This window comes from Acidovorax sp. 22279, assembly GCF_052045435.1.
Taxonomy (GTDB): Bacteria; Pseudomonadota; Gammaproteobacteria; order Burkholderiales; family Burkholderiaceae_C; genus Acidovorax; species Acidovorax delafieldii.
The window spans coordinates 118404-133557 of the sequence record NZ_JBQEOV010000008.1; the positions used below are offsets into that span (position 1 = coordinate 118404).

Annotated in this window: 14 protein-coding genes; 5 read left to right on the forward strand and 9 right to left on the reverse strand. The window is 68.0% G+C overall.

The genetic code is table 11. The features are described from left to right. Positions 1-30: 30 nt before the first annotated feature. The 3 genes from ACTJKQ_RS12285 to ACTJKQ_RS12295 all read left to right on the forward strand — a co-directional run bounded on the left by ACTJKQ_RS12285 (position 31) and on the right by ACTJKQ_RS12295 (position 2245). Entirely contained in the window at positions 31-519 is a 489-nt protein-coding gene (locus ACTJKQ_RS12285; RefSeq protein ID WP_288851244.1) for an Rrf2 family transcriptional regulator, read from the forward strand. Continuing rightward, the gene (locus tag ACTJKQ_RS12290; protein WP_440596959.1) at positions 497-1441 is read left to right on the forward strand and encodes an NAD(P)/FAD-dependent oxidoreductase; all 945 of its coding nucleotides are present in this window, start codon (positions 497-499) and stop codon (positions 1439-1441) included. Before ACTJKQ_RS12285 ends, ACTJKQ_RS12290 begins: the two co-directional genes overlap by 23 nt. Positions 1442-1678: 237 nt before the next feature. Then, the gene (locus ACTJKQ_RS12295) at positions 1679-2245 is read left to right on the forward strand and encodes an AAA family ATPase (protein WP_440596960.1); all 567 of its coding nucleotides are present in this window, start codon (positions 1679-1681) and stop codon (positions 2243-2245) included. A gap of 78 nt (positions 2246-2323) precedes the next feature. Here ACTJKQ_RS12295 and ACTJKQ_RS12300 read toward each other — a convergent pair whose 3' ends face one another. Genes ACTJKQ_RS12300 through ACTJKQ_RS12310 form a run of 3 tightly spaced genes read right to left on the reverse strand, consistent with a single transcriptional unit; the run spans position 2324 to position 4232 of the window. After that, positions 2324-2980 carry a DsbA family protein gene (locus ACTJKQ_RS12300; RefSeq protein ID WP_440596961.1) on the reverse strand — a complete coding sequence of 219 codons (657 nt, stop codon included), beginning with the start codon at positions 2978-2980 and terminating at the stop codon, positions 2324-2326. Between the two features lie 3 nt (positions 2981-2983). Then, a complete protein-coding gene (locus tag ACTJKQ_RS12305) occupies positions 2984-3319 on the reverse strand; it encodes a hypothetical protein (protein WP_440597026.1) in 336 nt (111 codons plus the stop codon). A gap of 46 nt (positions 3320-3365) precedes the next feature. Next, positions 3366-4232: an MBL fold metallo-hydrolase gene (locus ACTJKQ_RS12310; RefSeq protein ID WP_440596962.1), complete on the reverse strand. Its 867-nt coding sequence runs from the start codon at positions 4230-4232 to the stop codon at positions 3366-3368. A gap of 136 nt (positions 4233-4368) precedes the next feature. On the opposite strand from ACTJKQ_RS12310, the gene ACTJKQ_RS12315 reads away from it, so the two are divergent. Beyond that, positions 4369-5262, forward strand: a complete 894-nt coding sequence (locus ACTJKQ_RS12315; RefSeq protein WP_440596963.1) for a LysR family transcriptional regulator — start codon at positions 4369-4371, stop codon at positions 5260-5262. 228 nt (positions 5263-5490) lie between these two features. Here ACTJKQ_RS12315 and ACTJKQ_RS12320 read toward each other — a convergent pair whose 3' ends face one another. From ACTJKQ_RS12320 to ACTJKQ_RS12335, 4 genes are all read right to left on the reverse strand, one after another. Continuing rightward, the gene (locus tag ACTJKQ_RS12320; RefSeq protein WP_440596964.1) at positions 5491-7611 is read right to left on the reverse strand and encodes an alpha/beta hydrolase domain-containing protein; all 2121 of its coding nucleotides are present in this window, start codon (positions 7609-7611) and stop codon (positions 5491-5493) included. Positions 7612-7808: 197 nt separating this feature from the next. Then, positions 7809-8801, reverse strand: coding sequence for a Bug family tripartite tricarboxylate transporter substrate binding protein (locus tag ACTJKQ_RS12325; protein ID WP_440596965.1), 993 nt, complete (start codon positions 8799-8801; stop codon positions 7809-7811). Positions 8802-8846: 45 nt separating this feature from the next. Continuing rightward, the gene (locus tag ACTJKQ_RS12330) at positions 8847-9218 is read right to left on the reverse strand and encodes an AtuA-related protein (RefSeq protein WP_440596966.1); all 372 of its coding nucleotides are present in this window, start codon (positions 9216-9218) and stop codon (positions 8847-8849) included. Between the two features lie 11 nt (positions 9219-9229). Further along, on the reverse strand, positions 9230-10600 hold the full coding sequence (locus ACTJKQ_RS12335) for an acyclic terpene utilization AtuA family protein (protein WP_440596967.1): 1371 nt from the start codon (positions 10598-10600) through the stop codon (positions 9230-9232). Between the two features lie 106 nt (positions 10601-10706). Here ACTJKQ_RS12335 and ACTJKQ_RS12340 point away from each other — a divergent pair, with 106 nt between their 5' ends. Beyond that, complete coding sequence (locus ACTJKQ_RS12340; protein WP_146871863.1) at positions 10707-11600, forward strand: LysR family transcriptional regulator; 894 nt, start codon at positions 10707-10709, stop codon at positions 11598-11600. A gap of 115 nt (positions 11601-11715) precedes the next feature. On the opposite strand, the gene ACTJKQ_RS12345 is transcribed toward ACTJKQ_RS12340, so the two are convergent. Both ACTJKQ_RS12345 and ACTJKQ_RS12350 read right to left on the reverse strand, forming a co-directional pair. Next, complete coding sequence (locus ACTJKQ_RS12345; RefSeq protein WP_440596968.1) at positions 11716-13932, reverse strand: ATP-binding protein; 2217 nt, start codon at positions 13930-13932, stop codon at positions 11716-11718. Beyond that, the gene (locus ACTJKQ_RS12350; protein WP_440596969.1) at positions 13917-15152 is read right to left on the reverse strand and encodes a hypothetical protein; all 1236 of its coding nucleotides are present in this window, start codon (positions 15150-15152) and stop codon (positions 13917-13919) included. Before ACTJKQ_RS12350 ends, ACTJKQ_RS12345 begins: the two co-directional genes overlap by 16 nt. Between the last annotated feature and the right edge of the window lie 2 nt (positions 15153-15154).

Here is a 15154-nt window from a genome sequence, read left to right on the forward strand (position 1 = left end):
ATGCTAGCATCACGCAACTTTTAATGTTGCATGAAACGAGATAGCCGACTTTCCAATGTTCTCCACGCACTGCTGCACATGGCAGAGATGGAGGGGCCAGCCACGTCTGAGGCCATGGCGCAGGCCATGCAGACCAACCCCGTGGTGGTGCGCCGCCTGATGGCGGGGCTGCGGTATGCGGGCTTTGTGTCGTCGGCCAAGGGGCATGGCGGCGGGTGGGTGCTGTCGTGCCCGCTCACCGACATCACGCTGCGCGACATCTACGAGGCGCTGGGCGCGCCCACGCTGCTGGCGGTGGGTAACCGCGTGGAGAGCCCCGGCTGCATCGTGGAACAAGCGGTGAACCGCGCGCTGACCGACGCCTACCAGGCGGCCGAAGAAGCACTGTTGGCGCGGCTGGGCGCGGTGACGCTGGCACAGCTGTCGGCCGAGTTTCATGAACGCATGGTGGCCGGGTGCCACGGTCACAAGGAGATTGAGCATGGCGAGAGCAGCAATGACAACCACCCAGGCGTATGAGGTGATCGTGATAGGCGGCAGCTTTGCCGGCCTGTCGGCCGCGATGCAACTGGCGCGTGCCCGGCGGCGGGTGTGTGTGGTGGACGCAGGCCAGCCGCGCAACCGGTTTGCGGCAGCGTCGCACGGCTTCTTCGGGCAAGACGGCGAGCCGCCGCTGGCGATGATCGAGCAGGCGCGGCGCAAGCTGGCGGCCTACCCCACGGTGGTTTTTGTGCAGGGCACGGTGGTGTCGGCCACGGCGCAGCAACGCGCTGGGTCACCCGAGAACGGGTTTGAAGTGGTGCTGGACGATGGCGCAACCATGGAGGCCCACAAGCTGGTGCTGGCGTTTGGCGTGCAGGATGGCTTGCCTGAGATTGCAGGCCTGCGCGAGCGCTGGGGCGCATCGGTTTTGCACTGCCCGTATTGCCACGGCTATGAATTTGCAGGCCAGCGGCTGGGCGTGCTGTACCACTCGGCAGGCTCGGCCATGCACGCGCAGCTGATTGCCGACTGGGGGTCGACCACCCTCTTTCTGAATGGCGACACCACGCTGGAGAGCGCCGAGCGGGAGCGTCTACAGGCGCTGGGCATAACCATCGAGCCCGCACCCATCGCCGCGCTGGAAGGCCCAGGCCAGGTACTGCAGGGCGTGCGCCTGCAGGCCACCGGCAGCGGTGATGCACGCTTGGTGCCGCTGGCTGCGCTGTATGTGGCAGCCACCACCCGCCCTGCCAGCCCGCTGGCCGAGCAACTGGGCTGCGCGTTCGACGATGGGCCCATGGGCCCCTGTATCCGCACCGATATCAACAAGATGACCACCGTGCCAGGCGTGTATGCCGCTGGCGACCTGACGCTGATGCGGCACAACGCCACGCTGGCATCGGCCGAAGGCGTGCTGGCGGGTGTGGGGGCGCACCAGGCGCTGGTGTTTGGGGCGTGACCCAGCTTGCCGGGTGCGCGCAGGGTTTGACTGGAGGACTCAACACACGGCGCACGGACCAACGGTTGACGCAGCCCGCAGCGGGCACCTACACTGCCCTATCGCGTCCGGCCCTTTGGGCCTGAGCGAACCGCAAAGCCCTCCACCGCCGTTGAGGGCTTTTCTTTTTGGTCCATCGCATTGAAGGCTCTCCCTGCTTGCAGAGAGGGCTTTTTGCATTTCTGGAGCCTTTATCTCATGCACACCGCTTCAACCCACACCACCCACGCAACCGTTGCAGGCACCGCCCCCCGCATCCACCTGGTCATCGGGCCCGTGGGTGCGGGCAAGTCCACCTTTGTGCGCCAGCTGGTGCAGCAGCAAAGCGCCGTGCCGCTGAACCTGGACGACTGGATGGCCACACTGTTTTCGGCCGACCGGCCCGATGCGGCGGACGTCATGGCCTGGTACGTGCCCCGCACGCTGCGTTGCTTGGCGCAGATCTGGAAGACGGCCGAGGCCGTGCTGAACGCGGGTGGCGATGTGGTGCTGGAGGTGGGCCTGATCCAGCAGCACCAGCGCGATGCGTTTTACGCCCGCATGGGGCCGTGGGCCGATGCGATGGTGGTGTATGTGCTGGACGCCCCGCGCGAGGTGCGGCGCGCGCGTGTGTTGCGGCGCAACGCCGAACAGGGCGCAACGTTTTCGATGGTGGTGCCGCCGCACATCTTTGAGCTGGCCAGCGACCTGTGGCAGCCGCCGGACGAAGTGGAGTGCGCGAACCACACCGTGGTGTGGGTGCCCGTGGCGGACCACGGGGCTTGAGGACATGGCGCAGGCCTGGTTGCAATTTGCGCTGTGGGCAACGGCGCAGCCCGTGCCGCACCGTCCCAGCCGCGCCGCTCAGGCCTGGGCCACCTGCTGCAGCAATGTGTCGAAGTTGCCGTGCAGGGCCTGGCTGCCCAGCACACGGCGGCGGCCGGTGGCGGCGTCGCCCACTGCCAGTTGCGGCACGCCTTGCGCACCCAGGGCTTGCATCTCGGCACGGGCGGCGGCCACGCGCTGCAGCATGGCGGCGCGCAGGGCATCAGTGGGCTGGCGCACCAGTGCAGCAGCGGCATGCAAGCCCAGTGCGCTCAGCACATCGGCCAGCACGGTGGGCGCCGCGGTGTCGCGCCCGTCCACATACCGTGCGTGCTGCAAGGCGTGCAGTGCCTCCAGCTCGCGCGCGGGCTCGGTCTGCGCGACGGCGGTGAGGGCCAGCGTGGCAGGGCCCGAGTCAAAACGCCCGGCCGGCTGGCCCAGCACCTGCTCGCGATAGGCCTGGCTGAACGGCTGGCCGGTGAGCTGCGCGATGCGCTGGTCGTTGGACCAGGCGTAGGCGGCAAATTGCGCGTCCATGGGCCGGGCGCCTGCGCCTGCAAACAAGCCCGTGGGCGCCAGCACCACCTGCACGCCGGGCGTGGCTTGCAAGCGGGCCAGCACGGGTGCGGCGGCGTAGCACCAGCCGCACAGGGGGTCGAACAGGTACGTCACGGTGACGGTGGGCGTGGAGGGCATGGATCAGGGTCTCTCTTCAGAATCTTCAGGATCAGGCGGTGTGGCGGCGGCCGGTGCCGCTGCGGGTGCAGCCTGGGCAAGCTGGGTAAGGTGTGCGGCCAGTGCGGCCTCAAACGCTGCGATTTCTTCGGCCAGCGTGCCCCGGCTGCGGAAATGGCGGGCGGCGCGGTCGTACCAGTTTTCGGCGTCTTCCAGGTCGCCCTCTTGCAGGTGCAGGATGCCGTGCAGCCAGGCGCCGAGCATCGTGCCGTCGTGCTGCACCAGATCGTGCGCCGCGTTCCAGCGCCCGGCGTGCAGGTGCTGCAGGACTTGTTGGAGCGGGTGTGTGGCGGTCACGATCTGGTTCCTTTCAACAAACTGCTTTGACAGCTTTCAGCACGTCATCTCACCACTTCATCTCGCCCTTGTTCACCTTGGCGCCGATGTCCAGCGACAGGCCCATGGGCGCTGCGGGGTAGGCCTTCTTCATCGCGTCGATGAGTTCGGCGCTGGTCTTGGTGGCGGCGGCGTTCTTCTCAAACGCTTGCAGGTAGCCCTTGGTGTAGCTGATGTTTGCGGCATCCAGCGCGCCACCGGCGGGCATGTGGCCGGGCACCACCACCGAGGGCTGCAGGGCGGCCATTTCGTCGAGCTGGGCCACCCAGGCGCTGCGCTCGGCCACCGTTTGCGTGTCGGCCGTCCACACATGGGTGTTGGTGCCAAACACGCCGATGGTGCCCACCACGGCCTTGATGGACGGAATCCACGCATACGGGCGGTGCGCCAGCAGGCCGGTGGTGCCGCGGATCTCGACCGTCTGGCCGTCCACGCTCAGCGTGTTGCCAGCAATCGCCTTGGGCAGCACGGGCGTGCGCGGTGCGTTGGCGCCCATCTTGGGGCCCCAGAAGGCGAGCTTGCCAGCCAGCTTGGCGTTGATCTTCTCCAGCACGGCGGGCGTGGTCACCACGTCGGCCTTGGGGAAAATTTCTTTCAGCGTCTCCACGCCAAAGTAGTAGTCGGGGTCGGCCTGGCTCACGTAGATGGTTTTCAGCTCTTTGCCCGTGTCGAGCACGTTGGCGGCAATGCGCAGCGCGTCGGCACGGGTAAAGCCGGCGTCGATGACCATGGCTTCTTTGTCGCCATAGACCAGCGTGGAGTTCACGTTGAAGCTGTTGCCGTCGGCGTTGTAGACCTTGACCTGCAGCGGCTGGGCGGCCTGGGCGCCGGTGAAGGCAACGGCGAGGGTGGCGGCGATGAGGGTGGTGCGGAACATGGTGGTTTCTCCGGTGTGTTGAGCGGTGGTGCAGATGACGGAATGAAGTTTATTTGCGCCAATCGATCCAATAAACCTGATAATTCGCGCATATTTGTTTCGCCAATCGATCAAATAACCCCAAAACTTCCACGTTATGGACCGCCTGACCGCCATGCATGTGTTTGCCGAAGTCGCCACCAGCGGCAGCTTCAGCGCCACGGCCGACAAACTGGAGATGTCGCGGGCCATGGTCACGCGCTATGTGGGCGAGATGGAGCAGTGGCTGCAGGCCCGCCTGCTGCAGCGCACCACCCGCAGCGTGACGCTGACCGACGCGGGCGAACACGCGCTGCGCCGCTGCCAGCAGATGCTGGCACTGTCGCAAGACCTGGAAGAAGAAACCGCCACCACCACCGAAGGCGCATTGCGCGGGCAACTGCGGCTGACCTGCAGCGTGTCGTTTGCGTTTGCGCAGATGGGTGCGGCGATTGCGGACTTTCTGGCGCAACACCCTCAGCTCAAGATCGACCTGGACGCGAGCGAGGGCTCGCTCAACCTGGTGGAAAAGCGCATCGACCTGGCCATCCGCATCAGCGCCGAGCCCGACCCGTTGCTCATCGGTCGGCCGCTGGCGCGGTGTGATTCGGTGCTGGTGGCATCCCCCGCCTACCTGGCCGCCCACGGCGTGCCGCAGCAACCTGCCGACCTGGGGCAGCACCGGTGCCTGAGTTATGCCAACTTTGGCAAAAGCGTGTGGCAGCTGACGCGCGGCGATGAGGTGGAGCGTGTGGGCGTGAGCGGCCATTTCAGCGCCAACGAGGCCACCACGCTGATGCGCGCCGCGCTGGCGGGCGGCGGCATTGCGATGCAGCCGACGTATCTGGTCAACCCCTACCTGCACAGCGGCGAGCTGCAGGCCGTGTTGCCGGGCTGGGACTTGCCGGTGATGACGATCTATGCGCTGTACCCGTCGCGCCGTCACTTGTCGCCTGCGGTGCGGGCGTTGCTGGATTTTCTGGTGGCCCGGTTTGCGGGGGTGCCGTGGTGAGGGGCGGTCGCCTCGGCTGAAGAACTACTAATTTGATAGCTGCTAGCGCTTATCCATCAGGCGGTAGAGGTCAATTTGGCTTGATTTTTCACAGGCCTTTAAAGCGCTGGCACGCCTCTCCCCCGGTGGGAGAGGGGGGTGTATTGAGGGCGGCGCCCCGAAGAAGTGCCCCCTCTCCCCCGCCCTCTCCCGCGAGGGGAGAGGGAGCGGAAACGAGCCCCCCGCCGCTCAGGGCAACACCGCAGCGGCCTTGGCGCGCGCAATCTGCAGGTCCGCATCGCGCGGCAGCAGCAGGCGCTGTGCCACCAGGTCATTGGCGGCCTGCGTCACCGCAGCGACGTAGCCCTCCTGCGTGCCATACAGTTCTTCCAGCGACGGCCGTGCATCGCCCGCCGCCAGCCGCGCGGCGCGCGTCTTGTGGAAGGGGATGAAGCTGCCCGTGAGGTTGGCCAGGTCGGTGATGCCGGGTGTGGCCACGTAGTTGAACTCGATGCTGGTGCCCAGCGGCGCACGCGCCTCCACGCTGCGGATGCCAGCGCGGGTGAGGCCCGTGGACGCATCGACCTGCGGCACCAGGATGGCGTAGTCGCGGCCCAGGTTGTGCGGAGGCAGCACGGTGGCAATGCCGGCCTCGTCCTGCGGGATGTACTGCGGGCCAAAGTCGAACAGCGGGAAGTTGTTGTACAGGCCCCGGTAGCTGAAGTCCGGGATCGCCGTCTGCACGCCGCCCACCGCCCAGGTCAGCCCCTTCATGGCCGGGAAGGCCAGCGCCTCGGGCCTCACCAGCGTGCCGTCGGCCAGCTTGGGCACCTGGCTGGCGGGCGGCTGCGTGCCGCGCACCACCCAGTCTTCCAGGCTCAAGAACAGCGCGCGGAAGGTGTCGTTGAACTGCACCACCGTGCCCGTGGGGTACGTGGCGCGCGTGGGTGCATAGGCAATGCTGGCCGTGCCCCCTGCCCCGCCGTGCTGGGTGCTGGAGTAGTAGTAGATGCGGGCGTTGTCGGGCTGCGCCAGGTCCTTGGTGCCGTTGGCGTCGGTCAGCACGGGCGAGCCCTGCAGCTGCCAGAACTCCGTGCCCGACAGGCCCAGGAAGAACTTGGGGCAGGTGTTGGTGGCGGCGCAGCGCTTCATCACGCCGCCCTGGCGGCCGCTGATGTCGTCCTGGTAGTCCTTGTCCAGCCCGCGCGGTGCCGTCTGGCCGAAGGCGGTGTGGTCGGTGCGCAAGCCGCCGCCGCCACCGGGCACGGCAAAGCGGGTGTTGATGTTGGTCTGGCGTGCCGCCACGTGGGCGTACATGCCGTCGAACACCTTGCCACCATCCAGCGCCTGGTTGAAGCCCAGGTGCAGAAAGGTCTTCATCGCATTGCCCGACTGCGAGGTGCCCTGCCCTAGCGTGTGCGTGATGCGACCTGCGAGCGGGTTGGGGGTGCCGGTGGAATCGGCCGCCTTGCTGCGGAAGAAGCTCACCGTGTCGCGCAGCGCAGCCAGGCCCACGCCCATCACTTTGGGGTCTTTGGCGACGTAGACCAGCTCGTACAGATAGGCCGGGTCAAACCCGCCCTTCAGGCACACGCTGGTGGGGCTGGGCGTGCCGGGGAAGGCGTTGGTGCCCGTGTCGCAGGTGGCGAACTTCCAGTCGCTGGCGGGCACAGGCACGCGCGCATCCGTCTCGTTGGCACGGCGGGTAAGCGAGTAGCCGGGCTGGGTGTTGTCCAGGCTGGCGGGTTCGTACGGAATCATCGTGCCGTTGAACACGCCGCCGGGCAGCGTCATTGCGGGGCTGGCGGTGGTGGGCACCAGCTCGGCGCGGTAGGGGCCGGTGATGCTGCTGCCGTCCTTGTTCTTGGCCACGGGCACCGTCACCGTCAGGCGCGCGGCGGTGCTCTTGGGCACATCGCCCTGCCAGGCGGAATAGAGCATCACATAGCCGCGCTCCAGGTACACCGCATCGCTGGGCGTGGCCGTGGGGTTGAGCATGGTGAGGATGTTGCCGCGGTTGGGTGCGTCGTAGCGCAGCACGCCGCTGGCCTTGGCCATGTTCTTGGGCTTGAGCATGACGAAGTCGGCCTGGTACTCGACCATGCCGTTGGCGTTGGTGGGCGCCAGGGCCAGGTCCTGGATGACGGCGTTCTTGGGGTCCTTGGGGTCCACCTCGCCGCTGATGGTGCCGGTCACGCGCTCGTATTCGCCCACGTCGCCATAGGTGCCCGGAAAGGCCTCGGTGGCGGTGATGGCCAGCTTGAGCGCGGGGCCCTTGGGCGCATCGTTGCTGGAGCCCCCGCAGGCCGTGATGGCGGCTGCAGCGGCGGCCGTGAGCGCGAGTTTTCCGAATGCACGAAGAGGTTTCATGGTGTCTGTCTCCTTGGATGGATGGTGGTGCGTGCCGCTGGAACGGCTCTGGAACAAAACGGCAGCGTCTGGTGCGCTGCGCGCGGGCAAGGCTTCGCCCAGACCTGCCAGCAAAGGCAGGCTGAGAGAAGCTAAAACGGGAATGAAACGGCCCGGTGGGTGGGCCTGGCTGGTGAGCCGGTGGATGGGCCGGTGGCTTATTCGGCCTCGATACCTGCGGCCTTGATCACCTTGCCCCACTTCTGGGTTTCGGCGGCCTGGAACTTGGCGAGTTCATCGGGCGTGGTGGTCCAGGCTTCGGAGCCGGCGTTGTCATAGAAGCTCTTGGCCGCAGCGCTCTTCGTGGCGGCTGTCAGCAGCTCGTTCAGGCGCGCCACCACCGGCGCGGGCGTGCCCGCTGGCACGTAGGCCGCAAACCAGTAGCCCATGTCGTAGCCCTTCACGCCGGCTTCGTCGATGGTGGGCACGTCGGGCAGCTGGGTGCTGCGCTTTTGCGTGGAGTAGCCCAGGGCGCGCAGCTTGCCCGCCTTGACCTGGGGCACGCCGGTGGAGGTGTCGGTGATCATCAGGTCGATCTGCCCGCCCAGCAGGTCGGTGATGGCCAGCGGATTGCTCTTGTAGGGCACGTGCAGGATGTCCACGGCCGCCAGCTGCTTGAGCATTTCGCCCGCCATGCGGCTCGATGAGCTGCCGCTGCCAAAGCTGAGCTTGCCGGGGTTCTTCTTGGCAAAGGCCAGCAGCTCGCCCACGTTTTTGTAGGGTGCGCTGGCGTTGACCACCAGCACCTGCCCCCCTTTGCCCAGGCCGGTGACGGGGGCGAAGTCCTTCACCGGGTCGTACGAGAGCTTTTTGTACAGGTGCTCGTTGGCGGCGTGTGTGGTGTTGGTGGTGATGAGCACGCTGTAGCCATCGGCCGCTGACTTGGCCACGGCCGACGCGGCGATCATGCCGCTGGCGCCCGCCTTGTTGTCGATGACCACGGGCTGCTTGGTGTCGTTGGTGATGGACTGCCCCAGCGCGCGCGCCAGCTGGTCGGTGGCGCTGCCTGCGGCAAAGGGCACGACAAAGGTGATGGCCTTGGCCGGGTAAGCACTGGCGGCCTGGGCCAGGGCGGCGGGGGCGTGCAGTGTGCCCAGCGCCAGTACGGCAGCAGTGGCGAGCAGAGCGCGGCGGGGGGATGAAGGGGTCATTTTGTCTCCTGGTGTTGGTATGGATGGAAAAGCGAAATCGAAGGTCTAGGCCGTGGGGCCGCCAAAGTGCGGCGCCAGATCGGCGGGCACGGTGATAGGCATATCGAGCAGCAGATAGCTCAGGGCCTTGCCGTGGCTGTCGAGGTTGAGTGAATCGTTTACACCGCCGTCAAGCACATCGTCCAGCACGATGTTCATGGCCTGCAGCTGGGGCAGCAGGTAGCGGGTGACCTGGCGCGGGCGGCGCTGCGCAAACTGCTGTGCCACGGCGGCTTCGGTAACCTGATCGACCAGCACATCCCACAGCGCGGGGTGCCAGGCGATGACGCTGATGTTGGAGCGGTTGCCTTTGTCGCCGGTGCGGCTGTGGGCCAAGCGATACAAAGGAACAGTCACAGTGTGGTGTGTTGTGGTCATAGTTTGAGTCCTCAATCCACCATCTCAAAACGCACGGCCACGGCATCGCGCGGCACCAGGCACGACACGGTGCCCAGGCGGGGCCGCATGGCGGTGCGCACGCCGCCGCCGCCTGCGGGGCCGCAGGTGTAGAGCGCGGTGACCTCGCGTACCAGCTGCTGGGCGCTTGCGTGGTCGCGGTGCTGCAGGGCCACGCGCAGGCGCACATCGCGGTTGTCATTGTGGGCATCGCCCGCTCCGGAGTCGTCCAGCCAGCGGCTGGTGTCGTCGCCAAAGATGCTGGTCACGCCGATCAGGTCGATGCGCAGCGGGCCCAGGCCGTGCAGGCGCTCGCGCAGCACCTCGCCCGCCAGGCGGGCGCGGGCCTCTGCGCGCGGGCCGGCGTAGGAGATTTCGCCCTCGGCAAACCAGCCCGATTCAAAACACACGTTGACCTTGAGCGTGGCGGGCCGCGCGTGGCCCTGCACGCCCTCCAGCCGCACCGCGTCAGCGCCCACCGTGGTCACGCGGGCGGTGGTGATGTCGGCCACCACATCGGGCGTGAGGTACGCCGCCGGGTCGTGCAGCTCGTACAGCAGCTGTTCCTTCACCGTGCGGTCGGTGATGCAGCCGCCCGTGCCCGGGGGCTTGGTGATGGTGCAGTGGCCGTCGGCGTCGATCTCGGCGATGGGGTAGCCCAGTTGCGCCAGGCCCTCCACGTCTTTGTAGCCAGGGTCGGCAAAGTAGCCGCCCGTAACCTGTGCGCCGCATTCCAGCAGATGCCCGGCCATGGTGGCGCGGGCCAGCCGGTCCCAGTCGTCCAGCGCCCACCCGTAGTGCGCCAGTGCGGGGCCCAGCACCAGCGATGGGTCGGCCACGCGGCCGCACACCACGATGTCGGCGCCTGCGCGCAGCGCATCGGCAATGGCCTGCGCGCCGATGTAGGCGTTGGCGCTGACGATGGGCTCGGTGGGCATCGCGCTGCCCAGCGCGCCCTGCAGCAGCGCGCGGTGTTCGGGGCCGCTCAGGTCGTCGCCCTGCAGCACGGCAATGCGCGGGCGGGCCAGGCCCAGCTCGGCCGCCAGCGCGTGGATGCGGCGCGCGGCACCGTGCGGGTTGGCCGCGCCAAAGTTGCTGACGATGCGCACGCGGTGCGCCAGGCACTGCGCCAGCACGGGGCGCAGCAGGTCCACCAGCAGGGGTTCATAACCTGCATCGGGGTCAGTGCGGCGCGCCAGCTGGGCCAGCGCCAGCGTGCGCTCGGCCAGCGTCTCGAAGATGAGCACCGCAGGCTGGCCGCTGGCGATGAGCGCCTGCACCACGGGCAGGGCCGCGTCGGTGCGGTCGCCCGAGAAACCGGCGGCGCAGCCCACCAGCAGCTTGGTTTTTTGGTCGTTCGGCATGAATCCGTTGTCTCCTGACCGTGAATGTAGGAACATGGCTGTATTCTGTAAAATCGATTGTTACGATGAATCCATCTGAAAACCAGATGAATCACACCCACCCCGCATGAGCGCCCCCCATCTCTCCAGCCGCCAGCTCGATGCGTTCCTCGCGCTGGCCGAGCAGCGCAGCTTCACGCGCGCCGCCACGTTGTGCCACCTGTCGCAGCCCGCGTTCAGCGCCCTCATCCGCGCGCTGGAGGACGACCTGGGCCTGCGCCTGTTCGACCGCAGCACGCGGCATGTGGACCTCACGCCCGAGGGGCAGAACTTTCTGGAGTCGGCCCGCCGCATCCGCGCCGAAATCACCAGCGCCCTGGCCGCCGTGCGCAGTGCCGCCACGCTGCAGCGCGGGCGTGTGGCGGTGGCGCTGCTGCCGTCACTGGCGGCGGGCTGGCTGCCGGGCGTGCTGGCGCAGTACCGCACCGCTCACCCAGGCATCGAGATCGACATTGCCGATGTGCTGTCCGAGCCCTGCATCGACCGCGTGGCCAGCGGCCATGCCGACTTTGCACTGGCCGCGATCCGCGCCGACACGCCCGCGCTGCAGGCCGAGCCGTTTTGCAGCGACGACTTCTACCTGGTGTGCCCGGCCGACCACCCGCTGGCGCGCAGGCGCAAGGCCATCACCGCGCAGGACCTGGCCGCCTGGCCCTTCATCCACCTTGCGCGCACCAGCAGCGTGCGCCAGTACCTGGAGGCCGCCCTGCACCCGCAGGCCATGCACACGCTGATGGAGGTGGAGCAGCTCGCCACCGTGATGGGCATGGTGCGCGCGGGGCTGGGCATCAGCGTGGTGCCAGCGCTCACGCTGTTCCACTTTGACCAGCCGGGGCTGGTCACGCGGCCGCTCTCGCTGCCGGGGCTGACGCGGCAGATCTACCTGGTGCGGCGACGGGACGAGAGCCTGTCGGTGGCGGCGCAGGCGCTGTATGCGCTGGTGATGGCGCAGCGGCCTTGAGGCGGCCTGCCATCTGCTATCTATTCAATAGCTGCCAGGGCATATTAAATAAGCGCTTAGCGGTCATCCGGCTCAAAATTTTGCAGCGATTGCGCCGCAGCACTCCATGCGCTGCTCAATCCGTATCACGGTCGCGCGCCAGCACCGCCAGCTCCTGGTGCAGCAGCAGTTCCACCTCCGCCGGTTCAAACTGGTCCTGCAGCAGCGGGATGGCAAAGCGGTAATCGCCGCCCTCGTGTTTGCGCAGCACATAGGCCAGCTGCAGGCGTGCCAGTGACTGGCGCAGGGCCTGCGCGTCGCCCGCGATGCCATGGCTTTGCAGCAGCTGGGCCAGGGTGACCAGGCTGGACTGGCCCGCCTGGGCCGTGTGATAGACCACCATGCGGTCGAGGCGGCAGGCGGCTTCGTCGTGGCTCAGGCGGCCCCAGCCGGCCAGTGCGTCCTGCACGGCCTGCGAGGCCAGGGCCTGGTCGAGATGGCGCTTTTCGATCACGCGTTCGCCGGGCAACAGGGCCTCCAGGCATTCCTGGCAAAGGATGGCGACCAGGTTGGCGCGCTGGCCGCTGGCGTCCACCAGGCGGTTCACCAGGTGCTCGTTGTCAAAACCCAGCCGCAGCTTGCGCAGTGGCTCGGTGGCCAGTTCGCGGCAGGCATCGCGCTCCAGGCCGCCGATGGTCAGCACCTCGCCAAAGTTGCGCAGCGGGCTCTGGTAGTCCAGCACGGCGGTGGCGTACAGGTCCCAGAAGCCCGCGAGCATGAACCAGCAGCGGCCCTCCTCGCTGAGCGCGCGCAGGGTGGACAGCTGCACGTAGCCGTTGGCCGATTCGTCACGGAAGAACAGGTCGGCCTCGTCGATGAGCAGCACCAGGCGCTTGCCCTGGTACTGCGCCTGCAGGTGGTCCACGATGGCTTCGAGCGGTGTGTCGGCGGGCAGGCCAAACTGCAACGCCATGCGTGGCGCCAGGCGGTGGTCGCGCAGCGAGACGTAGTGGCACACAGTGTGCGGGTGGCCCGCCATGCGGCGCTGCACGGCCTTGAGCAGGCTGCTTTTGCCCAGTTGGCGCCCACCCACCACCAGGTAGTTGGCGGGCTCGCGGTTGATGACGCGGGCCAGCAGTTGCGCGCGGCCGAAGAAGGCGCCTTCGCGCGTGACACCACCGCGGGTCTGGTAGGGCGAGATGCGGGTGATGCGCAGCTGCGCAGCCAGCAGGCGCAGCAGCACTTGCAGGGCGTCGCCGCCAATCAGCCATTCGGTCTGGCTGGCGCTGTCGGCCATCACATGCAGGTTGGCGCGGTCTTGTGCGTGGGCGTGCAGCAGCGGCCAGGGGGTGTCCACGCTGTGCTCGCTCAGGATCAACAGCACGTCGCTGCCGGTCTGCACGGCGCGCAGCTGGCGCAGCACGGTGGCTTCGTCGATGCCGTGCGTGGGCACAAAGACCAGGCAACGGTCCAGCGACACGGGCAGGTCGGGCGGGAACGACCACTCAAACACCGCACCGGGCAGCGCCCAGTCGGTGCTGGGCTGGCAGCGGGCGGACACGCGTTCGGCCAGCGCGCGGGCCAGGGCCGGGGCGCGCTCGCTGCCCGTGGCCTGGGCGCAGGCCACCGCGCGGCGCCAGTCCACCAGGCGGACATCGGCGGCCTGCAGCGTGGGTTCCAGCCGCCGCAGCCAGCGCAGCAGCCGGTCGATCTGCGGCAGGCGCGCCAGCGGTGTGCGGCGCAGGCGCGCGGGTCGCAGCTGGCCCGCACCGATGAGCGGGTGGCGCACCACCCACAGCACTGCACCCACGCCAAAAATGACCGCGCACCACGTGATGAGCGAGCGCATCCAGCCGAAGGGGTCTGCGTCCGGCACCGGCTTGGCAGGCTCGAAATCGTCGGTGCTTCCTTGCTGGCAGTTGATGGGCAGGTAGCCCTGCGGGATGGGCGGGCTGCCGGGGCGGCAGGTCCAGGTGTGGGTGCCGGGCTGCAGCTCCACCACCACCTGCGTGCCCGCCAGCTTGCCAAACTCAGGGTTGTGGGCAATGTCGGCCTGCAGCACATTGGGGCGCGGGGAGGTAACGCGCAGCTGCGGGTTGGCAATGGGCGGCGCGTACTTCTGAATGTCCGCGGGCCAGGCATCCAGCTCGTTGCGGGCGTTGACCATCGCCACACGCCACTGCACAAGCTCGCCCCACAGCGGCCCCACATTCATCGCCGCCATGAACCTGCCCCGCGTGGCCGGGTTGTGCTGGGGCGTGAACACGGCGCTGGCCACAAACAGCGTGACCAGCGCAATGACCACGGCGCGCACCACGGGCCGGGACAGCCAGGGCGTCAGTCGGCCGAGCATGAATCCAGCACCATCCAGCCGGCCTCGCGCACCGTGGGGCTGCGCCAGTGCAGCCGCGCCACGTCTCCCACGCCGCGCGCAAGGATGAGGTTGCCCCAGAACAGGCTGCGCAGGTCGTCGTCCTGCAGGTAGGGTCGTGCGCGGCCGAGGTCGTCCGCGCCCAGCAACTGCTGCAGGCGGGCCCGGCTGGCTGGCACCTGCGCCAGCGGCAGAAACGTTTGCCACAGGCGCGGGCTGCTGGCCAGGTGGGTGCGCAAGGCGCTGAAGGCGGGCTGGCCTTCGTGCAGACTGGCGCCCGCGCCGGGGTGGTCCACCAGCCATTGCAGGCCTTCTTCAAACAGCGCGGGGTGGCCGCCGCTCAGGGCCTGCAGCGCGGCCACCACCGGCTCGGACCAGGGCTGCTCGGGCCAGCGGTGGCGGGCCATTTGCAGCAGGTCGGCAAGCGACGGGTCGGGCCAGTGGTGGACCTGGGCGATGTTGAGCAGCGACAGGTCGCCACTGCGGTACTTGAGGTCGGCCAGCGCCTGCCCGCCGCACAGCAGCAGGTGCAGGCGGCCGCTGTGCATTTCGCTCAGGCTGCGCAAAATGCCCGCCAGGGTTTCGCGCAGCGCGGGCGTGCCCTGCTCGAATCGGCTGACCAGGCAGAAGATGCGCTCGCCCGCCAGCAGGCGGCGCTCCAGCGCGGATTCAAACTCGTAGTCCGACGCCACATCGCCCAGCCCGCATTGGCGGCCGATGGCCGCGAAGTATTCGGCAGGCACCGTGCTCACGCTGTAGGGCGGCTGGATGTGCAGCACCGAGCCCTCGCCGTACTGCGCGCGGGCGCGCTGCAGCAGCTCGTGCCGGAACGGCGGCTGCCCCCAGTGCGCGGGCGACAGCAGCAACGAGATGGGGTATGGCACCGCCTGGGCCAGTTGCGCAAACAACTTGTCCTGGAACGCGGCAAACGGCTGCGCACCGGTGGATTCGGCCTGCAGCGGAAATTCTGGCGCAAACCCTGCGGCGCTGAGCAGGCGGTTGGCCTCACTCTCCGTCAGGCGCAGGTACCGGGTGCAGGCCACCAGCTTGTCGCGCGAGCGCGGGTTGGGCACCGAGATGCCGTTGCGCCAGTTGTTGACGGCCTCACGGCTCAGGCCAATTTCGGTGGCCACGCCGGAGGCGCTGGCGCGGATGCGGCGCATGTAGACCGACAGAAGATCGGCAAAGGAATCGGGGGACATGG